This is a genomic window from Acinetobacter sp. neg1, assembly GCF_000788125.1.
GTDB lineage: Bacteria > Pseudomonadota > Gammaproteobacteria > Pseudomonadales > Moraxellaceae > Acinetobacter > Acinetobacter vivianii.
The window spans coordinates 141,282-167,161 of record NZ_JSZD01000016.1 but is presented as its reverse complement, the minus strand read 5'-3'; the positions used below and the strand labels follow the sequence as shown (position 1 = coordinate 167,161).

Genomic DNA, 25,880 nt, shown 5'->3' with positions numbered 1-25,880 from the left:
GCTCCTTAATCAATCACGTGACCGGTTGTGAAATAGCGGGCGAGGGCAGCGGTTGAAACAAAGCCCAGCATCGCCACCAGAAGTGCACCTTCAAATAAATTGGTGCTGACCCAATAAATGCCCAATACTACGATTAAACAGGTGGCATTCAGGAAGAGTGTATCCAGTGCCAGCAAGCGGTCAATCACAGAAGGGCCGACAATCAGACGAATCAAACACATGAACATGGAGATGGTAATCGCAATTAAACCAATACCCAATGCATAAGGTAAAATAGTCATTTAGTTGCTCCTTCTGCTGTAATCTTCACGTCAAAGATTTCGATTAAAGGCATTTCATAGCGCTTTTTGATGTCCTGAATATCTAGCTCGGCATTATCGGTACTGAGCGCATGCACCAGAATATCACCACGTTCCTGATCAATACCCGCCGAAACTGTACCCGGAGTGGTGGTGATGATCATTGCCAGTAAGGTATTCACTTGTTCGTGCTCGGTGTCCAATGGAACGCGATACCATTTAGGATGCAACTGGTCCATTGGTCCGAGCACCATTTTAGCAACACGGAAATTAGAGATCACGATATCCCAAAGCACCACAAAAACTAGTTTAATGGCAGGTGTCCAGTGAATATGTGGTGTTCTGGCAATAAATGGACTCACTAAACGTGCAATCCCGACTGCCAGAATCACGGCAATTAAAATATCAGTTGCATCCAGACTATGAGCCAGCATTAGCCAGCTCAGGAAAATCAAAACAGACACAAATGGATGTGGGAACCAACGGTCAAGCAAAGATGATTTTTGCATTAGTGATCCTCCATTGGTTTTAACTGCGTGTTATTTGGAATGGTTGGTGCTTCTAAAACCTGCCCAGCGATTTGACGCTGTTTATATTCGGAAATATGTTCACCTTGTAAGGTCGGCTTGGAAATAATATCCGGAATCAATACGGCATTATGATCTTCTACTTCACCACCATACTTGGTTTCAGGTAAATAGCTTGGATCATAAGGCTGAACACTGATTGGACGACCTTGTGCATCATTTTTCAGAATGGTCTGGTTATACAATGCATGGTTCTGGATTTGCTGAGCAGTTGCTGTGGTATAGCTTTGTATTGGCGCAGCAAAAACCACATAGGCCATCAAGCTGGCAAGCAGGATGTAGATCGCCTTGTCATTACGTTTTGGTGCAACTTCAGGTAAGGCCTGATATTCGGCATAAGCAGCTTCTTTCTGGTCTTCTTCTGGAGGCGTTGCGCGCCAGAACAGAATAAAACCAACACGTGTCAGCGCGATGATGCTGAGCAAGCTGACAATCAAGATGACTGCAATGATCCAGCCTTGATACGGCGTTTCAGCTGTGGCTTGTAAAATAAAGACTTTGCCCAAGAAACCACTGAAAGGTGGTAAACCAGCCAACATTAACGCAATGATGAAATAGGTAAATGCTGCTGCTTTTTCCTGTTTGATTTTAGGTGCAACTTTCAAATGATCTTTGAAAGAACCACGTTGTGATGTCATCCAGCCACAGAATAAATAGAATGCGGCTGCGATTAAGGTACTGTGTACCAAATAATAGAGTGCCGCAGCCCATGCTGCTGTATTGAACATGGCAATTGCAATCAGCAAGGTACCAATCGATGACAACACCATAAAGCCGACAAAACGACGGAGACGTTCAGCACCAATTGCGCCAACCACACCATACAGTGAAGTAATTAAGCCTATGACCAATAAGCAATTCTTGAAAATGCTCTGTGCCATAGCATCATCAAACACGGTTCCATTGACACGTAAAATCGCGTAGATGCCGACTTTGGTCATAATGGTAAACAGTGCTGCAACAGGCGTACTGGCAACGGCATAGGTTTTTGGTAACCAGAAGCCGACAGGTAGCATGGCTGCTTTAATACCAAATACCACAAACAGTAAAAAACCACCTGCAATTGCAAGTTTGTGCTGATCACCATCCAAGGTCGGTACAAGACGACCGACATCGGCCATATTTAAGCTACCTACACTGCCATAGATCATCCCTAAACCGATCAGGAACAGGGCAGAGGCAAGTAAGTTAATGGTGACGTAGTGAATTCCGAGTTGAAAACGTGGACGACCTTGACCGTGTAATAGCAACACATACGAAGCCATCAACAGGATTTCAAAAAATACGAATAAGTTGAACAAGTCGCCTGTGAGGAATGCACCTGCGATTCCCATCAACAGGAAATGCACCATGGTATGGAAATAGCGTCCACGCGTGTCCCAGTTATCGCTTGCGAACCAGATTACAGGTACGGCAAGAAGATAAGTGAGCACCAGCATAAATGCAGAGAGTTGATCGAGAACCAGAACAATACCAAAAGGTGCAGACCATTCACTGAGTTGATAAACCGTGATTTGGCCGGTACTGGCAATCGAGAGGTAACTGATTGCGGTGATCAGACCTAAAATTGCTGAACCCAGACTGATACCGCGACGCCAAGGTTGACGCCAATCGTGTTTTAAAGAACCTGCACCCGGATTACCCAGTAAAATCAAGATAAAACTGGTAAAAGCCGGAATTAGAATACTGATAATCGGAGCGTGAGCGTGCCAGAAAGTATAAAAATCAAACATTATGGCTCATCCTCACGTGGGTCATAAGTCAAGGTAGGTTCTTCTTTGGAGTCGACATGATCAGTACCTGATTCATAACGGCTGCGTAAGGCAAGTTGCACAATAAATGCTGTGGTTGCAAAGCCAATGACAATAGCCGTCAAGACCAGTGCCTGTGGCAATGGATCGGTGACTTTGGTGGCTTGTGTCAAAACAGCAGGGGCGTTAATTTGCAAGCGCCCCATTGCGAACAGGAACAGGTTGACCGCATAACCAATCATGGCAAGGCCAAGCACAACAGGAAACGTTCTGGCACGTAGAATTAAATAAATACCTGTTGCCGTTAATAAACCAATCCCTGAAGCGAGTAAAAATTCAATACTAACCATTTTCTTTATCTCCACTTGGGATCGGGCCTGACATACTGGAGTGACGTGAGTCCCCCAAGACCGAGATCAATAACATGGCAGCCCCTACAACGGTAATATAGACACCAGTATCAAAGGCAACAGCCGATGCAAGGTGCATTTTTCCGAGTAAAGGTGCTTCCACATAAATATGTGCACTGGTGAGGAATGGACGCGCCCAGAACCAAGCTGCAATACCAGTTAAGCCTGCAATGGTTAAACCTGAACCAATCCACAATTCATAAAGACGTCCAGATTTGGCTTTGATCATCTGTTCAGTCTGGTCTTGTCCCAGCACGATGTACTGGATCACCAAGGCCATTGAGGTAATTAAGCCCGCAATGAAGCCACCACCTGGAAGGTTATGACCGCGCATGAAAATATACACACTGACTACAAGTGCAAGTGGCAAGATCCATGACGCAGTAATACGTAACATCAGTGGAGATGGGTTAAAACGATAAGTCAGACCTTGTGTCATAGTCGTGCCATGCGCACGCATGCCATCCATCAAGCACAGCGCACCAATTGCCGCGATGCCCAATACGGTGATTTCACCGAAGGTATCGAATCCACGGAAGTCCACGAGGATAACGTTGACGACATTTGATCCACCGCCAAGTGGAATCGCCTGTTGCATGAAGAACCATGAAATTGAATTATGGTCACGTGTCAGTAACAACCATGCAATCCAGCCAATCCCTAAACCGCCTGCGATTGCCAGACTTGCATCTCTCCAGCGACGTGAACGACTTGATTCATATGGCGTCAGTTGCGGTAATAACGACAGACTCATTAACAGTAAAACCGTCGTAACAACGTCTACGGTAATTTGGGTTAATGCAAGGTCAGGTGCAGACATGGTCACGAAAACCATGGTCACCACTAAACCAACCGCACCACTGATTAGAACCGCTTTGATTCGTTCATGATGGAACCAAAGCATCATCCAGCAACCAGAGAACAATGTGAGCCATAAAACGATAGCCACCCACGGTGCATGTGTCAGCTCTCGTGTACCTGTGGTGAGTCCCTGATTCAACAGCGGCAGTGCCACCATGACAATACTAAAGAGGACGATCCAGAGCAGATAGCTTTGCAGAGAACCATTTTCGGTGGTCTGCTTCATGCGGCGACTGCTGAGCAGTAAATGTTTCAGGAATAGATCGAATAGGACTCTGCCCTGAAATTTACCCAAATGAGGATCAAGATCAATCTTGCGAATGCGTCCGTCTTTCGCTAGTGCGAAATAGAACAATGCCCCACCAATCAAGGCAATCACACTCATTAGCAACGGTGCATTAATCCCATGCCAAATCGCAAGATGCACACCTTCAAATTCAGGTTGAGCCAAACTTGCACGTGTTACGCTATTCACGAGCGTGCCAGCGAGTAGGGCAGGGAGGATACCGACCAAGATACATAAAGTCGCAAGAATGATTGCAGGTAAGCGCATGCCTAATGGTGGTTCATGCGCATCTTTATTTGGAACCTGTTTACCAAGTGGGCCATCGAAGAAGACACCGTGAACCAGACGAATCGAATAACTCACCGCAAAAATACCTGCCAAGGTCGCAACGATCGCTGAGATCACCATGACTGGGCCAGATAGATTTGCCAGTAATTCAGTAAAGAACATCTCTTTGGAGATGAAACCATTGGTCAGTGGAACGCCTGCCATAGATGCAGCGGTGATCATGGTCAAGGTGGCAGTGAATGGAAGCAGTTGCCAGACGCCACTCAGCTTACGTAAATCACGTGTACCCGTTTCATGGTCGATAATCCCTGCAATCATGAACAATGCCGCTTTAAAGGTGGCATGGTTAATGATGTGGAATACTGCCGCAGCAACTGCGAGCGGTGAACCGATACCGAGTAAGCAAACAATCAAACCTAAATGACTAATGGTCGAATAAGCCAGTAGTCCTTTGAGATCTTCTTTGAAAATCGCAAAACCTGCGGCCATACACAAAGTGAATAAACCGACAAAAGTAACGATGTTGTGGTATAGCGCAGCACCAATAAAAATAGGCGCTAAACGTGCCAGCAGGAAAATCCCTGCCTTAACCATTGTTGCCGAATGCAGGTAGGCCGAAACAGGCGTGGGCGCCGCCATGGCATTGGGTAACCAGAAGTGAAACGGGAACTGTGCACTTTTGGTGAAAGCCCCAAGTAAAATCAGCAGTAAGGTCGGAACAAAAAGCTCATGTTGCTGAATGGTATCTTTCATCAGCACCAGTTGATCAATTTGATAGGTGCCTGTGATCTGACCCAGTAAGACAAAGCCCCCCAGCATTGCCAAACCACCCATTCCTGTGATCGTAAGAGCCATACGGGCACCACGCTGGGCAGCATCATACTGACTCCAGTAACCAACCAGCAGGAAAGAGGAAATACTGGTTAACTCCCAAAACACCAATAACAGGATCAGGTTGTTGGAGAGCGAAATCCCGAGCATTGCTGCCATAAACAGCATTAATAATTGATAGAGTTTACTGAGCGAGTTCTTCGGGCTGAGATAATAATAGGCATAAATATAAATGAGTGTGCCGATACCGCTAATCAGCAGACCAAACAATAAACCTAATGCATCTAGGCGAAAACTAAGATTGATTCCAAGCTGCGGAAGCCAGTCCCAGCTTTGTTGCAGGGTATTGCCCTGAAGAACCGTTTCTGCCTGAGTAAGAAGTAAAATAAAACAGCTAAGGCTGATGCCAATCGCCCCAAGTGCCGTCACGCCCCGTGAAATACGTTGCAATTGTGAGACAAGGGTGGTGCCGAGTATGAGCGGTAATAGGATAATAATCGGTAGCACACTGGTATCCATGTCGATGATTTAGGTCGAGACCTAAGGGTGAATTTTTTTCAAGACTTACAGGCACTCAAAGAGAATACCAAAAACTTTAAATCTTGAAGCCCAATCAAGTTAACGGAGGCAGCAAGTTGTATTGCACAACTTGAAAATAAAAAATGAGATTTATTTTACTACAAAACATCAATAAAAATCTGATGTTATTACATGAAAATAACAACACTTTTTGTTTTAAACCACAGAATTATCCAGTTCGGGCAATCGATTAAAGTGGGCTCTCCTGAGGGGTGTCATCTATCTTGAGCAAGTTGATTAAATCGCTCTTTTCTTGTTCATTTAGACCCTGAATCTGATGAAATAAATCATCCACTTTGTTCGATAAAGGATCAGCTTGCAGCAAATTTTGTTGTTCGATTAAGCTCATTTCTTCCGCTTGCGCTAACTCTTGATACAAGGCAGAAAGTTGCTGTTGGGATGCTTCCAGATCGATTTCATAAACGCCTTTTTGATCCAGTTTCAGGCATTGGTATTGCGCAGCATGCTCCAGCAAAGCATCACGGTTGCCTGTGCTAATAATTTGCAGGCGAGGGAAGGCTTCATGTAAGCGCGCCAGAATTTCAGCACACATATGCTGGTCGAGCTGATGATCAATCTGATCAATCAGTAAAATGCCTTCACCTTCCAGACAGGGATTAAAACAATGCTGATTCAATAAACACAATCGTCGGCTAATATCTCCCACCAACGCAATCCATGCTTTCATGGAAGCAGACAGTAGTTGAAATGGCAGCGTCTTTTCCTGATAGCGCACCATTAACTGAAGTTTAGGAACATATTGAATGTAAATATCATTCAGTTCGGGAAAAACAGTTTGCAGACTGCTTTTCAAGGCATACAAATTCGGTGCAGACAGCTGTTTAGGATGATTGACCAGTTCCTGCTGCAATTCTTGCAAAATTTCTGACTGGTTTTGCTGATTAAAATCGTTGCCCATTAAACGTCTGACAATGTGAGCCGAATGCGCATTTTCCACATCGCTGATTTCACGCAACCATTCAAAAAACCGCGCAAAAGTGGTGTAAGGAATTGCAGTCAGATCATAGGCGGCAATTTCCTGCAAAGTCCCCGGCGTATTTTTACTTTGTAAATTAATATCTTGTACAAAGCGTTCAGCGGGATAATAGGCGATCAATGGCAAGCCGAGTAGAGGATCCTGCTGATTGGTTTTCTGGTACAGCGTTACTAGTTGGTCGAGTTGCTGGGTTTCCACCTGACTGATGCCAACACCTTGTGCATTGAAGGTTTTGTACAATTTCCACATGCAGGTTTGTGTATCTCCGGCCTGTGCATTACTACTTTCAGGCAAAGCGCCATTCAGCTCACTGCTCATGCGGACATGAATCTGGATTTTGGCTTGTAGTCTATTTAACAGAATATCCTGATCGGCAATCACGACCCCAGCGGTGCGTATATCTTTATAGCGTGCAGAAAACCAGGTCAGGCTTTGGTAGATATTTTTTAGAATCGTGCTTTTACCAGTGGCCTGATCACCCAGAATCAAGGTAATGGGATGTTGTTCAGGATAGAAATCGAGTTTTAAATCCCGAAACATCCCGATGTGTTTAAATAGAACCGATTCAAGTTGCATAAGCTGACCTCAATCATGAGCGCTTTAACCTGCTGACTGACGAAGACTTGAGGGCGCCCGCTGTTTTAATTGTTGTATTAAGTCGTATAAATGATGAATATTTAAACTTACTTTAGCACGCGTGCAGGCCACGTAAAGTAGTCTTAACTCTTCATCTGTAATTTTATGTTCCATTCCATTTATTTTAAATTGGTAGTCGTCTTCGATATGAACCCGATTCCATTCCAGACCTTTGGCTTTGTGTGCAGTTGAAATGACATAATCCGCCTGTTCAATCGGCGTAATTTTTGCCAATGCTTTTTTCAGCGGTTCAGTTCCGTGATCATCAACCAGCTTCACTAAAGGTTTTATATCGCTACCATCATTGGTTTCACAATATTCATGCACATCATGCCATGAGTTGAACCAAGCCAGTTCAGGCACATCGGTAATCCGTTTACCTTGTTTAAGCAAACTTGCGGCATCGACAAAGCGGCTCAGTTTTTGATGATCGGCTTGCAGGCTGACTTTATCACCATGCACCAGACCAGAAAGCAGTAACTCCATCGCGCGGGCATTGGTACGGCAGAGGATGGCATCACGCATTTTGGTGTGCGGTTTATTCACCACACTTGATTTTACATTTGGATTGCCGAGTAGAGGAACGGTTTCATTCAATGCACCGAGCAAGCTATTGGCAACATCAGCAATCGCTTCACCAAAACGGAAAGAGGTGGTGAGCCGACTTTCAGGTAAAGGCATTTGTTGCATGGCATTGATTGCACCACGCCATGCATAGATTTGCTGATGCGCATCACCAACATAAATCACTTGGGTACTTTTTTGACGCAGTAAAATGCCCAGCATCAATGGATCTGCATCCTGTGCTTCATCGAACAGCACATAATCTGCAGGAATATTCGGTTCTGATAAGGCCCATAGTTTCAGGTAAATATCATGCCCGATTCCAGCCTGATGATTCGGATCAATCGATTCCAGCCAACGGCGTTCTACAGCAGGGTAAAGGTGCTGCTGTAAGGCTTCAATATCATCCAGATGTAACCAGCTCGGTGCCTGAATATGACGTGGGGCAGGGTATTGGGAACTGGTCGAGCAAAAGTAGCTCACCGCATTGGCCACCAGACTGGCTAGACGGCTGGGCATCAATACATATTTTTCATAACGTCCGCCCATTAAGCGACGTAGAGTAATCGGCTCTAAGCGATACTCTTTGGCAATAAAACTTGGGCTGAGACGGGGCAAACGTAATTTGTCGGTGACTCCACGTGGAACACTGCGAAATGCCAGTGAGTGGAAGGTACGACAGTTTACGTTGCCATGAAATTTATTCTGTGCTTCTGAAGCAATCGCCTTGTTAAAGGCCAGATACATACCACGCCGTTCGGGCATAGCATCACTGATCATTTGCAAGGTAGTAGTTTTACCTGTGCCAGCATACGCAATCACTTTAAAAGATTGACCTAAACGGGCATTGTCTATGGCAATGGCTTGCTCATAGGTGGCTTTTGGTTTTTCTATATTTGACACAGGCTCTATTTACGCTTCTTTACTACGGTTCGCTTTTTCAACTAAACCAGACAAACCTTGGCGACGTGCTAGCTCATCCAGTACCACTTGCGGATCAAGGTCGAAATAACCCAGCATGACAATACTGTGGAACCAGAGATCAGCGACCTCATAAACCAGATCGTGTTTATTTTCTAGTGAGGCATGTACTGCATAATCTTTGGCAGCGATAATGCTTTCGACACTTTCCTCACCGACTTTTTCTAAAATTTTATTGATGCCTTTTTTGTACAGGCTGGCAACATAAGAGTTATCTGCTTTGGCATTTTTGCGTTCTTGCATCAAACGCCCGAGATAAGCAAGCACATCAACCTGTTCACTTTGAACGTGATCATGTGCTTCAACTTTTGCAGATGCGCCGTAAATCACTGTCGGATCTTTGAGTTGGGCATCTACGATTTCCCAACCTTGTGGGGTGAGCTTGCGATAGAAGCAAGATTCACGACCCGTATGACAGGCAATGCCACCATGCTGTTCAATTTGTAGAATAATGACATCGGCATCGCAATCGAGACGAATTTCATGCACGGTTTGAAAGTGCCCAGACTCTTCGCCTTTGTGCCACAACTTTTGACGTGAACGCGAGTAATACACCGCCTGATTTTTTTCAGCAGTGAGTTGCAAAGCCTCACGATTCATCCACGCAACCATTAACACTCGACCAGTTTGATGATGTTGTGCAATGGCAGGAACAAGACCATTGGAATCAAATTTAACTTCATCTAACCAGTTTGACATGAGTGAAAATCCATTGGGTGGAAAGCAGCTAGTGTAGCGTTTGTGGCTGGGGTTGGCTATGCTTGTGGGGTAAAAAATAAGTTATGTGATTTTTGCATTAGATTAATAGGTAGAAGTTTATAACGTTATAAATAGTAGTTAACTCATTTATTTAAATTAAATACTTTTTCAACTGGTATGAATAGGATGTGAATTAAATTTAGAGGTATTCAGTATTGAAGAATAACGAAAATTTAGCTTGTCGAGTGTGCGGACTTATCCAATCTGAAGCCCCATGGGGTGAGGATGGGAGTACACCTAACTTTATTATTTGTGCTTGCTGTGGTACAGAGTTTGGTTATGAGGATTGCACAAAAGAATCCGTAAAAGTTCAGCGTACAAAATGGTTAAATACAGGTGCAAATTGGTGGGAACTAAAGAATAAGCCGAATCATTGGAATATTGACGCACAATTGCAAAATATCCCAATAGATTATCAATAACCTAAAATTGTTGATCGTTTGAGATTTCAATCAAATTCTGATCTGGATCACGAAAATAAATCGAAAGGATTTTTCCCATCGCACCTGTTCTTTGCACAGGACCTTCAATGATTTCAATCTGCTGTGCCTGAAGGTGTGCAATCACTTCATTGAGTGGTGTTTCCGCAATAAAACATAAATCGGCTGAACCTGCGGTCGGTCGAAATGCTTTAGGTTCAAACTCTTTGCCTGCTTGATGCAGGTTAATTTTTTGAGTGCCGAATTGTAGTGCCTTGCGGTTTTCACTGAAATGAATGACTTCAAAATTCAGGGCTGATTGATAGAACTTACAAGTTGTCTCAATATTGGCAACGGTCAGAACCAAATGATCTAGATGACTAATTTTCATATTTCACTGTGCTCATTCATATTCCGGGACAGATGCATTGGTATTTTTCAATGCATGGTTTGATCCAGCATAATGTGCCACTTGCTGATAATCCAGTTGCTGAAATAGTCCAGTTTTTAGACCTGAAATGGTGATAGCCATTTCTTTACGGAAGTAGGGAATTTGATACATCCATGGGAAAGTCAGATCGCGTATGCCGCCCGCCCACCAATGATCGGATTGATACAATGGCGTTAATAATCGGCTGAGAAACTGGTAGAACTGAGTCGAAGAACGTCGATGTTGATGGTAGTGTTGCCAGAGCATCGGCCAGTCAGTTTGCTGATGATGGGTTGCAGCCTGTAAAGATTGAGAAAAGGCCCATGCATCCAGTAAAGCCATATTGGCACCTTGTCCCAGTTGTGGACTCATGGCATGGGCAGCATCACCGATCACACCGATTCGACCTTGTCCAAATTGTGACATCACCACATCACGATATTGAGCGGAAAGCCATTGGGGTTGATTCTGTTCATTCGTCAAAAGCTGTTTGAGCCATTCTGCAACCTCAGGCCAACGATCGCCGACTTGCTTTAACCATTGTTGTTTCGCCGATTCATCTTTTAGGAAAGCGCCCAGTTGCGGGGTAGGCAAACTCCAGAACACGCTAGAAAGGCGTTGCTGTGGAGCGGTCGGGATTGCACCTGTAGGCAGCACACCCATCATGATTTTTGAGCGGTCATAAAATTGATGCAAAATTTCAGGATTTAAGTTTGGGCATTCTGGCACGATACTCCACGCCGCACCCCACGGATAAGCCTGATCAACTTTTACCCATGCTTTAGGGCGTAACTGGCTACGTGCACCATTGGCAATCAGTACCGCATCAAAATGTTCATCAAATTTCTGTTGCTGATACGTACCGAATAGCCGAACTGCATGCGCACTTTCCTGAATCTGGTCGATCGAGTGACTCATCCGCCAAGTGACATGACTAGAATATTCAGCCAGTTTTTGAGTAAGAACGTGACATAAAGTTGCACGATGAATGCCGAGTCCATACAGATTGCTGCCCGCCTCACGATAATGACTATTTACCAACAGTCGTTTATCTGCAAGCTGACCTTCTAATCCTGTGACTCTCGCGCCTAATTTTAGTGCAGATTCAAGTACACCTAGATGTTCAAATACGGCTAAACCTGCGGGTTGTAAAAGTAAACCTGCACCCACAGGGGAAAGTTCATCAACCTGTTCAAATAGCGTGACTTGATTGCCTGCACGTGCAAGTAAAATGGCTGTGGCAAGTCCAGCAGTACCTGCACCGACAATCGCAAAGTGTGGAGTTTTCATTGCTTATTCTTTTAAAGTCTTTATTGGAGCATTCAGTGATGATCTTAACTGATCTGCACGACTTTTTAAAAATGAAAATCTAAGCGCTTTTTTAAATAATGGATGGGTTTATTTAGGTTGATCTTGCCCAGTGGTCATTTTGAGGAGGGTGCGGTCTTTTTTGATAAAGTGGTGATACAGCGCTGCACCTGCATGCCCAAGGATCAACATCCAGATCAGCCATTGTCCAAGAATTTGCTTATGAATAAAATCAATTGGTTGCTCAAATTCTTCAAAGGTTAAGCCCAGGCCTTGTGAAATCCAGCTTTGGAACAGGGCTGTATGCTCAAACTGGGGAATCTCAAACAGGAAAAAGAATTCCGTATTTACACTGGTACCTAAATAACCTGTTAATGGTGCAATGATCATAATGGCATATAAGGCACAATGCCCTGCATGCGCTGCAAAAGTCATGAGCGGGCTGGCAGGTTCTAACTTCGGTTGTGGATTGCTGAGACGCCAGATCACGCGAAGGATGACAAGCACTGCAATACTTACGCCGACAGAAAGATGCAGTTGTAAAGCAGTCCAGTTTTCAGCTGTACCTTTTTCGGTAAACCAATGGCGGTAATAAACACTGCAATAGGCACATAAAAATAGCAATGCTGTGGTCCAGTGTAGCCATTTTGCAATTGTGCCATAATTCTCTGCGCTATTCCTTAAACTCAAATTTGCATCCTTTCATCTATTTTTTAATTTGATTGCCTTAGTTGTAACTTCGATGAGCAATCAGCAAAAAATAATCATCTACTTCACAAAACAGGAAAAGGACTCAGGCAAGGATGGCCTAAGTTCAATATAAAATTTTCCTGAAATGATTTTTAAATTGAAAATTGGCTGCGTTTTTGCTGGGTTTTAAGAAAAAATGAATTTGAGGACAAAAAGAAAGGCTATATCTATCGATACAGCCTTTGTTTGATTTAAAGCAGAATTTATTTTGCAATACGCCAAAGCGCCAACAGGCTACTCAGTGCAATCAATACAATGGAAATAAACCACGGTGTGATAATGGCAATGGTCAGCAAAATCAGCATAGTGCTGCCAAACATCCAGCTACGACGTTGCTGTTGCTGCATTTGCAAACGCATGTGCTGGATTTCACGGAGTTGCTTGTCATGCCATGCGGACTGGTTTTTTAATCCATTCAGACTATCGATCAACAGGCTTGGAATGTCTTGCGCGCCAAGTAACAGATCTGGGATTTGCTGTCCTAGCTCTTTGACATTCTTGACGGGATTCATATTGGCTTTCACCCATTCGGTCAGAATCGGTTTTGCCAGTTTCCAGATATCCAGTTGCGGATAAAGATCAGTACCCAAACCTTCCACATGCACCAGTGTCTTGAGCAGTAGCATGAGTTGTGGTGGAATTTCCAGATGGAAACGACGGGCAATATCCATGACCTGAATCAGGATACCTGCAAAATCCAGTTGATCCATCGGTTTTGAAACCATTGGCCCAACAGTACGGCGCATTTCACGCGATAATGCATCCTGATCCGTACCCGGTGGAATCCAGCCTGCCTGATGCACGATTTGAATCAATTGCATAAAGTTGCTGTTCATTACGGCAAGCAACATACGTGCAACCGTCATCTGGTCATGTTTGGACAGTTCACCCATGATGGCACAGTCCAGCGCAATAAAGCGTGGATTGCTTGGGTTAATGGTCTCGACAAAGACATTTCCCGGATGCATATCTGCATGGAAAAAATTATCTCGGAACACTTGGGTGAAGAAAATGGTCAGGCCTTTTTCTGCCAGATCCGCACGATCCATGCCTAAACGGTCAAAGGTCGCGATGTCAGAGATCGGCACGCCAGTAATACGTTCCGCTACCATTACGTCTTTACTGTCCATATAGACTTCAGGCACGTACATCATGCTTGAACCCGTAAAGTAGTGACGCATACGACGGGTATTATCGGCTTCCAGACTCAGGTCAAGCTCATTTAAAATAATCTGACGATAATCTTGAATGATCTCTGTCAGATGCAAGGCACGGGCTGCTTCCAAACGATTTTCCAGCCAGTCACCTAACCAAGCCAAAATTTCAAAGTCTTGTAAAATTTGACTGCGAATATCAGGACGAGTGACCTTCACTACGACTTCGCGACCATCATGCAAAGCTGCTGTATGCACTTGTGCAATCGAAGCGGCAGCAAGCGGTTGTTCATCAAAGCGAGAGAACAGGGTGGTCACATCTGCTTTAAGTGATTCCTGAATCCGTTGTTTTGCCAGTTGGGTGTCATAGGGCTTGACTTGATCTTGTAATAACACCAACTGCGATAATACTTCTGGTGGAATCAGGTCGCGGCGTGTAGACAGCAGTTGTCCCAGCTTAATCGCCAGTGGCCCCATTTCTTCAAGTGCTTCTTTCAGTTTAAGCGGATTCTTCTTTTCACGACTTGACCAAGCCGCTGGGTGCATTTTAATGATATTTAATGCATGACGTGCTTTAACAGGTAATTCTTCCGCAGGGAACAGGGTATCAAGGCGATAGTGTGCTGCGATACGCCAGAGTTCGTGTAACCGTGTAACATGCGGAATCATATAAAGTCTTACCTAGTCTTATGTGGGTTGCTTTTGTGGATTGAATTGGGCATTGAGCTGTTGAAGCTTGGCTTCCAGACGATCAATTTCCTGATTGAGTTGGCGGGTCTCTCGATTGAGATCATCCATTTGCCAACGTGGGGCAAATAAACCGCTATCTTCTTTTAAGGCATCTTCAACAAAAAATAAATGGCTTTGTAGTGAGCGTTTTAACTGTTTCGGTGCAAGCTGCACTTTACCCAACTCATGTGCCAGTTGTGGACCGATCCACGGGGATAAATGCGCTGCGAGATCTGGCTCTGCTTGCTGCATGATTTTTTGAATATCCTGCAATAAGTGATAATCACCTTGCAATGGAATATTGCCAATCTGATCCATGTCGCTGAGCAATAATTTAACCAGCTCAACCGTATTTTCAACATGTAAGGTTGCAGTTGCATCCTTGAGGGTATGTTGAGGATCAAAAGGGCGCTGTTCAAAAATAGAAGGGCTTTGACTTTGTCCCGTCACGGTCGGTTCGAGACGAACTCTATTCTCATCAAAAAACACATCAACCGAGAGTTGTGGGCTATCGATCACAACACGTAATAATTGACCTTGTAACTGATTGAGCTGAATGCGCGTAATCGCATCCAGGTCAATCACATGATGAATGATACGTTCGACTGCACCGAGTGCTAAAATCGACCACATATCTTAAACCTTAAAGTTTGAATCCACGATGAACTGCAACAATACCACCAGTTAAGTTGTGATAGTCACAGCTTTGGAAGCCTGCATTTTCCATCATTCCTTTCAGGGTACGCTGGTCTGGGTGCATACGAATCGATTCAGCCAGATATTTATAGCTTTCCGAGTCATTGGCAACCAGTTTGCCCATGATCGGCAATGCTGTGAATGAATAAAGGTCATACAGTTTTGAGAATGGCTCAAACACTGGCTTAGAAAACTCAAGAATCAATAAGCGCCCGCCTGGCTTAAGCACGCGATACATGGCTTGTAGCGCAGCATCTTTATCGGTCACATTACGCAAACCAAAGCTGATGGTGACTAAATCAAAACTGTTGTCTGCAAATGGCTCTAAAGTTTCAGCATTGGCAAGTACGAAATCAACGTTGGTGCAGCCTGCATCAATCAGACGATCACGACCGACATTTAACATTGATTCATTGATGTCTGATAAAACAACATGACCCTGCGGCCCAACTTCACGACTGAATACTTTGGCTAAATCGCCTGTACCGCCAGCGATATCGAGTACGTGCTGACCACGACGAACGCCTGACATATTAATCGCAAAGCGTTTCCATAGACGGTGAATACCAAATGACATCAAGTCATTCATGATGTCGTATTTGCTGGCAACGGAATGGAACACTTCGGCAACTTTTTGTGCCTTATCATCACTACTCACGGTTTGATAACCGAAGTGTGTGGTTGCACCAACGTTGCCTGTATTGGCACCGCGCGGCAAATTATATTTTGGGATTGAACCTGTTGAGGTCGGCGCTGCATCTTGTTGTAAAGACTGTTGCTGACCTTGTGGTGTGCCTTGTGGAAGTGGCGTGTTTAAGAAAGGGCTGACTTTGTCTGAACTTGGGTTTTGCTCAACTTCTGGGGTAGGCTGTTGGTTTTCGTTAGACATTGTTTTCTCCTAAACTTTCGCTCTAGCGGCACGAATCAGCAAGCATGATGACAGATTTTGTATCTTTTTACAGGGTTTCGCATGTAATTGATATGAATAATATACAGAAAGTCACTTTCTCAAAAGGGTTTTAATTTTTCTTAAGATTTGAAAAGACTCATTTTTCTATTTCAGCCATCATGTGCGTGGCTGAAATAGAAGCAGACTTATCCTAGTCACGGAATGGATTTGGATGTCCTGCATGAACTTTATCAATAATTTCACGCTCTTTTTCACTGAAGGTTTTGATAAAGGTTGCCGCAGATTTCATGGGTTTCATTGCAGCGAAACCTTCCTGAATAAACTCATACATGCCATCAAACTGGTATTTATGTGCGATGCCTTTGCACATTTTAAAGGCAGCATACATCATGGTTGAACGCATATATTTATCAAGCGTCACGCCTAATTCATCAAGAAGCTGGAGTTGTTCATAACGCGCTTCGCCCTGATCGAGTTTAATCAAGGTCTGGCGCATGATCTCATCCGTTAAAGGTGTTTCGAGGGGATAATCTTCTAACAGTTGCTGGGCAACTTGCTCATCGAGTCGTGTTGCAAGTACCGCTAAGCTCACTGATTTAGTACCTGTTTTAATCGCATTTTCCGGGAGAAGGCTTTCGGCCTTATGTGCATATTTGAGTAGACGTTCGATTTGTTGCGCCATTGCATCAAAGTCTGGCCCACCATATAAGCGATTTAAAAAGTACGCTGCCATAAGCTGGTTCTTGGGTTCGGCAAAGAACTCTGCATGCGTCTCGGCAATACGTGCTTTCATCCATGCCTGTACTTCATGCAATCTCTGCGCAATCGCTGGATTCTGGTGGTAATTCAAAGATTGATATTGTAATAAAAGTTGATCAAATGCAGCGAGTTTTGACATGTTCGAACTCAAAGAAAATAAAACGATAAAATCATAGGCATCATCATAGCGGAGAACCATGACAGCATAAACTTTAAATGCTTAATAATTAGTCACTATGGCCGTGTCGGTACAGTCAACATAAACTGTACACGGGTTTTTCTGCGAACATTTATAGTTTGAACAATAGCAATTTTAATTTTAATAATGAGCCAGTTAGAGCAGCACATGAGTAAACAACAACCCACATTTGAATTACGTGACGAAGATGAACTCTCTTTAGAGCTGATTGAGGCGCAATATGCATTAAAAGAAAGTCGTGATAAGAAAAATGCAAAAAGTGTTCTGGTTCTGGTGAGTGGTATTGAGTTGGCCGGTAAAGGTGAGGCCGTGAAACAGTTACGTGAATGGCTAGATCCTCGTTATTTACGAGTCAAGGCCGACGCACCGCAATTTTTAACTAATAACCAGCCTTTTTGGCAGTCTTACACCCGTTTTATTCCTGCTGAAGGGCAAATCGTGGTGATGTTTGGTAACTGGTATAGCGATTTGCTCACCACTGCGATGCATGTCTCCAAGCCACTAGATGAAAATCTGTTTGATGCCTATATTGAACAAATGCGGGCTTTTGAACATGATTTGCAAAATAATCATGTACATATTGTCAAAGTCTGGTTTGATTTATCGTGGAAATCGCTACAAAAGCGCTTGGACCAAATCGATGCTTCGGAACAACGCTGGCATAAATTACACGGTCTGGATTGGCGGAATAAAAAACAATACGATACCCTGCAGGGCTTGAGTCAACGCTTTACCGATGACTGGTTTATTATTGATGGCGAAGATGAAAAGTTGCGTGATCAATGTTTCGCACAATATCTTCTGCAAACCTTGCAAGAGTTGCCAGAACACCAGACTAAAGTGACCCAGAAGTGGCAACAGGCAAAAACTCCACAGCGCCTATTGGAACCAGAGCAAGCCAATCTGGAAAAAGAAGATTATAAAGAAGAACTGAGTAAACTAACCAAAAAAGTGGCGGATAAGCTACGGTTTGATGAGCGCAAAGTGGTGATCTGCTTTGAAGGGATGGATGCAGCAGGTAAGGGCGGGGCAATCAAACGCATCGTCAAAAAACTCGATCCGAGAGAATATGAAATCCATACCATTGCAGCACCCGAACGTTATGAGTTGCGCCGACCTTATTTATGGCGTTTCTGGAATAGATTAAATGATAGCGGCAAGATTACCATTTTTGACCGGACCTGGTATGGACGGGTGTTGGTTGAGCGCATTGAGGGTTTTGCCTCTACAGTAGAATGGCAACGCGCCTATAGTGAAATTAATCGTTTTGAAGAAAACCTGGTGGATAGCCAGACAGTGATTGTCAAAATCTGGCTGGCAATTAGTAAAGACGAGCAGGCGCTCCGATTCAAGGCACGTGAACAAACACCACATAAACGTTTTAAAATCACAGAAGAAGACTGGCGTAATCGCGAGAAATGGGATGATTATCTCAAGGCAGCAGCGGATATGTTTGAACGAACCGATACCGATTATGCACCGTGGTATGTAATTGCGACGGATGATAAATATTCAGCACGGATTCAGGTTTTAAAAGCAATTTTGCAACAACTGAAGGCGGACTAATCCGCCTTACAGCTAAGTTCAATTAAATTAATTGTTACTCGCCAGTTGGGCGCTATAACTGCGATGCTGTCGGAATACGATCAGTGTCGCGATTAAGCTGGTGATTGCGGCGAACATTAGCCAGAAAGCAGGCATGCTCTTATTGCCAGAGGTTTGTACCAGATAGGTTGCAATCATCGGTGTGAGTCCACCAAAAATCGAAGTGGCAAAGCTATAAGCCACGGAGAAACCGGCAATGCGGACTGAACTCGGCATCATTTCCGCTAGTGAAACCACCAGCGCGCCGTTGTAGAAGCTATACAGCAAAGAGAACCACAACAGCACCATCAACATATGCGACAGGCTAATGGTATGGGTCAGCCAAGTCAGTAGTGGATAAGCACTGATAAAGATCAACAAGGTTGTGGTGATTAACAGTGGTTTTCGACCAAATTTGTCAGAAAGATGTCCGCCAATCGGTAACAGAATAAAGTTACTCAGTCCAACCATAATGGTGGCGATTAAGCTTTCGGTGCGGGTTAAATGGAGTACTTCTTTACCGTAAGTCGGTGTGTAGACAGTAATAAAGTAGAACATTGTCGTCGTGGTGGCGACCATACAGACACCTGCCAGCACAATTTTCCAGTTGGCCGCCAAAGTACTGAGAATTTGTCGAGTGCTTGGATGTTCTTTACGCGAGGCAAAGGCTTCTGTTTCAGCCAATGACTTACGTAGCCAGAAGATAAATGGAATGATGGCACAACCGACAAAGAAGGGAATGCGCCATGCCCATGCATCAACCTGAGCTTTGGTGAAAATGACACTGACGAGATAGCCCAACACAGCAGCGAAGATCACCGCGACTTGCTGACTCGCCGATTGCCAACTGGTGATAAAACCACGGTTATGTGGCTCGGCAATTTCTGCCAAATAAACCGAGACCCCGCCAAGTTCAACGCCAGCAGAGAAACCTTGCGCAAGCCGACCCGCGAAAATAAGGACTGTGGCTGCAAAGCCGATACTGGCATAGCTTGGCGTAAATGCAATGATTAAAGAACCAAAAGCCATAATGCTCAAGGTCACCATTAGACCTTTACGGCGACCGATCCGGTCAACATAAGGGCCAAGTACCAGCGCACCAATCGGGCGCATCAGAAAACTGACAGCAAACACCAAAAAGGTTTTCATCAGTGCGGCATAACTGCTATCGGAATGGAAGAAAGTCTCGCCTATCGCCTGTGCATAGAGACCGAAAAGGAAGAAGTCGTATTGTTCAAGGAAGTTCCCGCTGGTCACGTTAAAAATTGCACGGACACGAGAAGGTGATTGGCTAGTTTGCACAACGACGCTCCATCATCTAATTATCATCGAGATGTGGAGATTAAAAATACAATCTTTATGAAAGCTTAAAAAATTAAGTGAATATTAACGTAATTGTGGTGTTTTTTTATGGATGTGTTGGTGTGATGTAAACAGGAGCCTTGAGGTGTGAAGTAAATAACACATGAATTTGGTCGAGTAATAGGGGCAATTTTCAGTTTTTCATTTCACCTGACCAAACCAATAAAAAGCAGGTATTTAAATCGATACCTGCTTATTTTTGATTTAAGCAACAATGGTATTGCGGCTTTTTTGCTGAATACGTTTTGCCAGATTATAGCAATCCTGTACATGCGCTTCAGTGATTTTACGCATCATGAAATAACCGAGACTGGCTGCCACAAGTTGTCCGCCTAAAGGAATAAATTTAGTCACCTGTTTGGTGGCAATCTTGGTGAAAAAGCCATTAAACGACTTTTTCATCGCGGTACGCGCCACCACAAAACCTGAAAACTCAAATCCGCGCTTACGTAGTTCGTCCCAGTGAACTTTTTTAGTTTCAGGATCGTAAACACTGATATGTTCAGGTGCCAAACCAAAGCGGGCATTAATATCGGGAATAATCTGGGTCAGCATGCCCAAATCAACCACCACATCAAAGAATGGAATCGGTACAATTGCTGCACCTGCGGACCAATATGCACGTTTTTTAGTGAGTTCTAAACATTCGTCACGGATTTGTTCCAAGTTTAAACTTGGGTCAATGGAATCAGGAATTTTTTCAATTTTCATAAAGTTATACCTAAAGTCTATCCCTTGATAGTACATTCAATCGTATTGAATGGTGAATTTCAAAACAATTTTTTTGTTGGATTGTGTATTTAACGTGACTTCATGATATGAAGTTGAATGTTGTATAGTGACTATTATGGACGTTTTCGTGCAACAAAATGATCATTTTTTGATGAGGTTATATTAATACATGGGTATTCATGTTATTCAAAGTCAACGTCTTGAAGTGTTATTACAAGGCGTGATGGCATCAATTACCCAGCCCAGTGATTCACCTTTTCAGGTGTTTAAAACCCAGCATTTTATTGTCCCGAGTCCTGCACAAGAACAATGGTTAACACAGAAGATTGCTGAACAGCAAGGCATGACCGCCAATTATCAATTCCATCAGCGTATTCGTGGTTTTCAGTGGTATGCCTATCAGCAGGTACTTGAAAATAAAGAGCAGGTGCGAAAGGCCAATATTCCACGATTAATTTTAAAATGGCGTATTCACCAAGCCTTACAGCCCTTTATCCGTGCTGATCAGCTCGATCTTGCTGCAGATCATCCTTTATATTCAATTGTGCAGCGCATTTATGACAGTGCGGCTCAATTACCGCAGGGCACAGAAAAACAGTTAAAAAAGCAGAGCATGTTGTATTGGGTGGCGGAGCAGGTGTCGCAACTCTTTAATAACTACATGATTTATCGCGGTCATTGTCAAAAAGGCTGTCGCAGTGAATGCAGTTGCACAACGAACTGGCTCTCGACTTGGGGGCAAAATAAAGCACTGGATATTGAACAGCTGATCGCCAAGACGGATCAGCAGACCTCAGCCTTTAGCCTAACCCAGACCGAACAACTGGAAGCGTGGCAACGTTGGTTATGGCAAAACTATTTCCATGATGACTTTATTGAAATGCAGGGGATTGATGCTGATTTCTGGAAGACTTTAGACAATGAGCAGACACGGGCAAAAGCTTTAGCACAATTACCGAATCAGGTGATCGTTTTTACGGTGCTCGATTTGCCACCCAGCCAGCTGCAGTTTTTACGCCGTTTAGGTCAATATCTTGATGTGGTGATTTTGCACTATAACCCTTCACAAGAATATTGGGCGGATAGTGTCGATCCCTTGTGGAAGCAACGTTATGACTTGGGTGTGAAAGAACGTTTTATTGCCAAGCATCCCAAGGCAACCGATGCAGAAATTACTGCTTTTTTTGAGCGTTTCAGTTTAGGTTTTAATGCTCTAAATCGTGAATCTCGTCATCCTTTACTCACCCGTTTAGGCAAGCAGGCGCGTGATCACTTTTCCTTGTTATCACAACTCGCAACAGGCGAGGAGGGGAAATGGGTTGATGCATTTGAAGATTATTTTCCCGAGACCTTACTGGGCAAAATCCAGTCGGATATTTTCTATCTGGCAGAGCCATTACCCGAGCAATATGAACTGGCAGCCGAGGATAAATCGGTTCAGTTCCATGTCTGTCATTCGAGCCTCAGACAGCTAGAGGTGTTAAAAGAACAACTCTTGCATTGGCTTTCGCAGTCCAATTCATCACCACGTCGTCCCAACGATATTCTGATTCTTACCCCGAATCTGGCTGAGCTTGAGCCGCTAATTCGTAGTGTTTTCCCTTCAGTACCCAATGATCATGATGTGTTCTTACCCGTTAAAATTGCAGGTGTGGCCCAGCTCGATGCACTGAATGCTTGGCGGGCAGTGCTAGGGCGTTTGCAACTGACGCAAACCCGAATGACGCAAGATGATTTTGCTGACTGGTTGAATCTATCGGCAACCCAACAGCGTTATGGACTGGATTATAGTCAGGCACAACGCATCCTGACCTTGCTAAATGAAGCGGGTTTTAAACGCGGTCTGGATGAGGAGCATCTCAAGCATAGTTTAAGTGCCGATGATCAAGATTACCGCTATAGCTTTAAGTTTGCTTTAGATCGTTTAGCTTTAGGTATTGCCGTGCCTGCACATGTAATGGTGCAGCAAACTTTAAGTTATGCAGGGGTACAGCCAAGTGATTTTGAACTGATTGGTATTCTGATCCAGATATATCAGGATTTGTCGGTGCGACGTCACTGGCTGGTGGCGCATGAGCAAGGCCAGCGCTTACCAGTAGAGACATGGCTAAAACGCCTGAAAGCAGATGTTCAAGAATTTGAGCAGGCCGATATTGTGGCCTTAAAAGCTGTGCGTGAGATTATTCAGAAGCAGGAGCGTATGCTGACGCTGGCAAGTTATTATGAAGATATGGAAAGCCAGTTACGCCAGATTTCTTTGCCTCTGCCTTATATCATTGAAGAAATTCAACGGACGCTGGAAAGCCAGTCAGCGCAGGTTGAACCCACAGGGCAAATTACCTTTAGCCAGATCGGTCAGATTCGGCCAATTCCTTATCGACTGATTGTGATGTTGAATCTGGATACAGGAAAATTTCCAAATCGTGATAGTCATATTCCTTTTGATTTGATGGATGCGTTACGTCAGCAATTGGGGGATCGTTCTCGTCTAGAAGATGATCAGGGGGCTTTTTTAGATGCAGTCTTGTTGGCGCAGGAACAATTATGGTTATTCTATAATGGTTTTGATGTGAATGATGGTGAAGTACGAGAGCCATCCAGTGTGTTACAAAATTTCCGTGATCATTTGGCACTGATTATAAAGCCACCCCTCTCTAAATCTCTCTCAGAGGAAGAGACTTCATTGGGGGAAATTTCTCTCAGCCCATCTTTAAAAAAGGGTGACTCTGGAGATATAGAAGATTTTTCTAAAGAATTTGCAGCCTTGCAACTCCCGACACAGTTGTATCCACTTTTCTATATTCATCGCTTACAACCCTTTGATCCATTAGGCTTTATGGCAGAACAAGGCCATATTCGTTTTCAGGATCAATGGTTTAAAGTTGCTTCGCAAATCCAGCAGGAAAAAGGCGAACGAGCGGCTTGGGTCAATACCGTTTATCCCGTTGAAAATAATGAAATGCTGATTCTGGATGGTCAGCAATGGATTCAGGATGTTACTTTTCCAGCCCGTTTGTACTTAAAAACGTTGGGTGTAGAAAACCTGAGTGCAACAGAACTCGTTGATCAAACTGAGCCTCTATTGCTAGATGGCTTGGGTAAATATGCCATTCGTCATTTTTTACAGCAGCATGATGACAAGACTTCACCTCAGTTATTACAAGATCAGTTGCCTGTTGGCAAAGTCCAGCAAAGTGCCTGGCAGCAAAGCCGCTTAGAGCAACAGCGTTTACTGGAACGTTTGCAGCAATATGCCCCAGCGCCGACAGAAACCACACAGCGTGTTTGGCGAGTGTCGAAACATTTACAGATCGGTTGTATGACCCCGAAACACATCGGGCAGGACTGGATTAGTCTGGATGCTTCAAGCGCACGCGCCAAACGTCTTGCCAAGGTCTGGCTGGAGTATCTGTTGTGGTTAACGGTATTGAATCATGAGGCTGCAACTGAAAAACGCCGTATCGTGGTATTTAGCGATCAGACCGTGATTTGTGAAGGCTTGAGTTCTCAGCAAGCACGGACTTATTTACAGGCTTGGCTGGAACTTTGGCAAACTGCACAACAACAGCCTGTGGTTTTACCTGCGGCATTGATGTTAAAGCCACTGGAAAAAGTTAAGCAATACGAATGGTTTGAGCTGGATTCAAAGCAAATTTTAATCGAAGACAGTCAAAAGCAGGTGCTGAAAGACTGGAATGATACAGGCGATTTCTCTGGCTTTGATATGACCCAGAATGAAGCCTGTAAGTTACATCGGGACTGGCAGTTTATTTTGCAAGAACAGGATGCAGCAGCATTATTGCAATATGCTTGTGATCACTATTCCTATCGCTTGTACCAGCCCATTTTTGAATTTTTACGTGTGGAATAGCAGATCGGGCAACGCCCGCTTGTTGAGTGCAGGAATATCTTGATTCTCCTATATCAACACGCGTTGGAGTATGGGGACTGTTAGTCAGCATTGAGTTTGACCAGCTCGACTCGTCTATTCTTCGCTTTTCCTTGCTCGGTCTGATTATCTGCAATCGGTTTAGTCTGTCCAAAGCCTGTTGCCTGAAGCCGATCAGATGAAATGTTGGCTCTAACAAGCTCATTCTTGACGGCTTCAGCACGTGCCTGACTCAACCTCTGGTTATGCTCAGCGCTGCCTATATCGTCTGTATAGCCCTGTATTTCAAGTTTAAGTTGAGGATCTTTATCGAGTACCTCCTTGATCTCTTGAATACTGACCATACCTTCAGGTTTTAAGGTCGCTTTATTGCTGTCGAAATTGATATATAGAATGGCTTTACCTGTGTCTTCCAGTTGTTGCTGGATCTCCTCTGACTGGAGTAATGTGATGGTCTGTTTAAATGGCTTTTCTTGTAAAATATTGATAAGGCCAGAAGCGGTATCACCAGTCAGTTGAAGGTAGATGTCATCGCCATCTGGCCTGCGAATAATATAGACTCTAATGTCCTGATCCGCGTAGCCAATCGAGCCATCTTCACCTAAATAGGGTGCCTGATCGTGATAGCGTTTATATTCCTGATCTGTGATTTTTCCGTCAAATATCTTTTTCCCACCGACCGCAGTGATTGCATCATCGTAACTTTTTAAGAAGTAAGGCAGAGACCAGTCCCCATTTTCTGGTTTCTCTAGAGAAATATGAGATTTCCATACACGGCCTTCGATGGGTGTCATCACTCCGTTAATAGGAAAGTAGACGATGTCATATTTACGTTGAATCGGTGGGTTAGTGGTGATCAACCCTGCTGGAAGATTAAAAAAGGGAAATTCTCCAAACTGATGGTTTGAGATGGGGATGTTTTGAATAGCAAAAGTATTGGATGAGTGATTTGTGTCATTATGACCCGAAATGTCATCTTCTGTTGTATCTGCTGTGGCGCTATGATTCGGGGCTGTCGAGCTATTATTTGACTTGCTACATCCACTAACTAAAGTTGCCCCAATAATGACAGATAGAAAGATAATATTTTTCATAGATTTATTTTCCTTCGAATTTATTTATTGCATATC

The 25,880-nt window shown here is 44.0% G+C and carries 20 protein-coding genes and 2 pseudogenes; 4 read left to right on the top strand and 18 right to left on the bottom strand.

The genetic code is table 11. The features are described 5' to 3' along the window. Nucleotides 1-5 precede the first annotated feature (5 nt). The 8 genes from PJ15_RS12910 to hisIE all read right to left on the bottom strand — a co-directional run bounded on the left by PJ15_RS12910 (nucleotide 6) and on the right by hisIE (nucleotide 9,769). Complete coding sequence (locus PJ15_RS12910; protein WP_004774102.1) at nucleotides 6-281, bottom strand: monovalent cation/H+ antiporter subunit F; 276 nt, start codon at nucleotides 279-281, stop codon at nucleotides 6-8. Beyond that, nucleotides 278-808: a Na+/H+ antiporter subunit E gene (locus PJ15_RS12905; RefSeq protein ID WP_004774105.1), complete on the bottom strand. Its 531-nt coding sequence runs from the start codon at nucleotides 806-808 to the stop codon at nucleotides 278-280. The genes PJ15_RS12910 and PJ15_RS12905 overlap by 4 nt, the downstream gene beginning before the upstream one ends. Further along, nucleotides 808-2,619 (bottom strand): monovalent cation/H+ antiporter subunit D, encoded by a 1,812-nt coding sequence (locus PJ15_RS12900; RefSeq protein ID WP_047431449.1) that lies wholly within the window; start codon nucleotides 2,617-2,619, stop codon nucleotides 808-810. The genes PJ15_RS12905 and PJ15_RS12900 overlap by 1 nt, the downstream gene beginning before the upstream one ends. After that, nucleotides 2,619-2,987 (bottom strand): Na+/H+ antiporter subunit C, encoded by a 369-nt coding sequence (locus tag PJ15_RS12895; protein ID WP_004774108.1) that lies wholly within the window; start codon nucleotides 2,985-2,987, stop codon nucleotides 2,619-2,621. The genes PJ15_RS12900 and PJ15_RS12895 overlap by 1 nt, the downstream gene beginning before the upstream one ends. Beyond that, on the bottom strand, nucleotides 2,980-5,832 hold the full coding sequence (locus PJ15_RS12890) for a monovalent cation/H+ antiporter subunit A (protein ID WP_005255459.1): 2,853 nt from the start codon (nucleotides 5,830-5,832) through the stop codon (nucleotides 2,980-2,982). Before PJ15_RS12890 ends, PJ15_RS12895 begins: the two co-directional genes overlap by 8 nt. 250 nt (nucleotides 5,833-6,082) lie before the next feature. Continuing rightward, on the bottom strand, nucleotides 6,083-7,465 hold the full coding sequence (locus PJ15_RS12885) for an ATP-binding protein (protein ID WP_047431446.1): 1,383 nt from the start codon (nucleotides 7,463-7,465) through the stop codon (nucleotides 6,083-6,085). A 24-nt stretch (nucleotides 7,466-7,489) separates the two neighbouring features. Continuing rightward, nucleotides 7,490-8,992, bottom strand: coding sequence for a UvrD-helicase domain-containing protein (locus PJ15_RS12880; RefSeq protein ID WP_004774114.1), 1,503 nt, complete (start codon nucleotides 8,990-8,992; stop codon nucleotides 7,490-7,492). Between the two features lie 9 nt (nucleotides 8,993-9,001). Then, nucleotides 9,002-9,769, bottom strand: coding sequence for a bifunctional phosphoribosyl-AMP cyclohydrolase/phosphoribosyl-ATP diphosphatase HisIE (gene hisIE, locus PJ15_RS12875; protein ID WP_047431443.1), 768 nt, complete (start codon nucleotides 9,767-9,769; stop codon nucleotides 9,002-9,004). A gap of 215 nt (nucleotides 9,770-9,984) precedes the next feature. On the opposite strand from hisIE, the gene PJ15_RS12870 reads away from it, so the two are divergent. Then, nucleotides 9,985-10,251, top strand: coding sequence for a hypothetical protein (locus tag PJ15_RS12870; protein ID WP_004774117.1), 267 nt, complete (start codon nucleotides 9,985-9,987; stop codon nucleotides 10,249-10,251). A gap of 1 nt (nucleotide 10,252) precedes the next feature. Here the strand turns inward: PJ15_RS12870 and PJ15_RS12865 are convergent, their stop codons facing one another. The 7 genes from PJ15_RS12865 to PJ15_RS12835 form a co-directional block, all read right to left on the bottom strand. Continuing rightward, nucleotides 10,253-10,639, bottom strand: a complete 387-nt coding sequence (locus PJ15_RS12865) for a VOC family protein (RefSeq protein ID WP_047431440.1) — start codon at nucleotides 10,637-10,639, stop codon at nucleotides 10,253-10,255. A gap of 12 nt (nucleotides 10,640-10,651) precedes the next feature. Continuing rightward, entirely contained in the window at nucleotides 10,652-11,968 is a 1,317-nt protein-coding gene (locus PJ15_RS12860; RefSeq protein WP_047431437.1) for an FAD-dependent oxidoreductase, read from the bottom strand. A 108-nt stretch (nucleotides 11,969-12,076) separates the two neighbouring features. Continuing rightward, nucleotides 12,077-12,676 carry a cytochrome b gene (locus PJ15_RS12855; RefSeq protein WP_047431434.1) on the bottom strand — a complete coding sequence of 200 codons (600 nt, stop codon included), beginning with the start codon at nucleotides 12,674-12,676 and terminating at the stop codon, nucleotides 12,077-12,079. A gap of 263 nt (nucleotides 12,677-12,939) precedes the next feature. Beyond that, nucleotides 12,940-14,559 carry an ABC1 kinase family protein gene (locus tag PJ15_RS12850; RefSeq protein WP_047431431.1) on the bottom strand — a complete coding sequence of 540 codons (1,620 nt, stop codon included), beginning with the start codon at nucleotides 14,557-14,559 and terminating at the stop codon, nucleotides 12,940-12,942. 18 nt (nucleotides 14,560-14,577) lie between these two features. Next, the gene (locus PJ15_RS12845) at nucleotides 14,578-15,252 is read right to left on the bottom strand and encodes an SCP2 domain-containing protein (RefSeq protein WP_004774122.1); all 675 of its coding nucleotides are present in this window, start codon (nucleotides 15,250-15,252) and stop codon (nucleotides 14,578-14,580) included. A gap of 10 nt (nucleotides 15,253-15,262) precedes the next feature. Continuing rightward, nucleotides 15,263-16,204 carry a bifunctional demethylmenaquinone methyltransferase/2-methoxy-6-polyprenyl-1,4-benzoquinol methylase UbiE gene (gene ubiE, locus PJ15_RS12840; RefSeq protein ID WP_004774123.1) on the bottom strand — a complete coding sequence of 314 codons (942 nt, stop codon included), beginning with the start codon at nucleotides 16,202-16,204 and terminating at the stop codon, nucleotides 15,263-15,265. 211 nt (nucleotides 16,205-16,415) lie between these two features. Then, nucleotides 16,416-17,123 carry an FFLEELY motif protein gene (locus PJ15_RS12835; protein ID WP_200045940.1) on the bottom strand — a complete coding sequence of 236 codons (708 nt, stop codon included), beginning with the start codon at nucleotides 17,121-17,123 and terminating at the stop codon, nucleotides 16,416-16,418. Nucleotides 17,124-17,330: 207 nt separating this feature from the next. On the opposite strand from PJ15_RS12835, the gene PJ15_RS12830 reads away from it, so the two are divergent. Next, nucleotides 17,331-18,749, top strand: coding sequence for a phosphate--AMP phosphotransferase (locus tag PJ15_RS12830; RefSeq protein WP_047431424.1), 1,419 nt, complete (start codon nucleotides 17,331-17,333; stop codon nucleotides 18,747-18,749). Nucleotides 18,750-18,776: 27 nt separating this feature from the next. Here the strand turns inward: PJ15_RS12830 and PJ15_RS12825 are convergent, their stop codons facing one another. Together PJ15_RS12825 and PJ15_RS12820 are read right to left on the bottom strand one after the other, a co-directional pair. Further along, the gene (locus PJ15_RS12825; protein ID WP_047431421.1) at nucleotides 18,777-20,069 is read right to left on the bottom strand and encodes an MFS transporter; all 1,293 of its coding nucleotides are present in this window, start codon (nucleotides 20,067-20,069) and stop codon (nucleotides 18,777-18,779) included. Nucleotides 20,070-20,333: 264 nt separating this feature from the next. Continuing rightward, nucleotides 20,334-20,840, bottom strand: a complete 507-nt coding sequence (locus tag PJ15_RS12820) for a hypothetical protein (RefSeq protein WP_047431420.1) — start codon at nucleotides 20,838-20,840, stop codon at nucleotides 20,334-20,336. A gap of 190 nt (nucleotides 20,841-21,030) precedes the next feature. On the opposite strand from PJ15_RS12820, the pseudogene PJ15_RS12815 reads away from it, so the two are divergent. Both PJ15_RS12815 and PJ15_RS18950 read left to right on the top strand, forming a co-directional pair. Continuing rightward, nucleotides 21,031-23,518 (top strand): annotated as a pseudogene (locus PJ15_RS12815) (exodeoxyribonuclease V subunit gamma); the annotation flags it as partial. Between the two features lie 104 nt (nucleotides 23,519-23,622). Beyond that, nucleotides 23,623-24,732: pseudogene (locus PJ15_RS18950) on the top strand (exonuclease V subunit gamma); the annotation flags it as partial. 80 nt (nucleotides 24,733-24,812) lie between these two features. Here PJ15_RS18950 and PJ15_RS12810 read toward each other — a convergent pair. Further along, on the bottom strand, nucleotides 24,813-25,844 hold the full coding sequence (locus PJ15_RS12810; RefSeq protein ID WP_047431415.1) for an OmpA family protein: 1,032 nt from the start codon (nucleotides 25,842-25,844) through the stop codon (nucleotides 24,813-24,815). Between the last annotated feature and the right edge of the window lie 36 nt (nucleotides 25,845-25,880).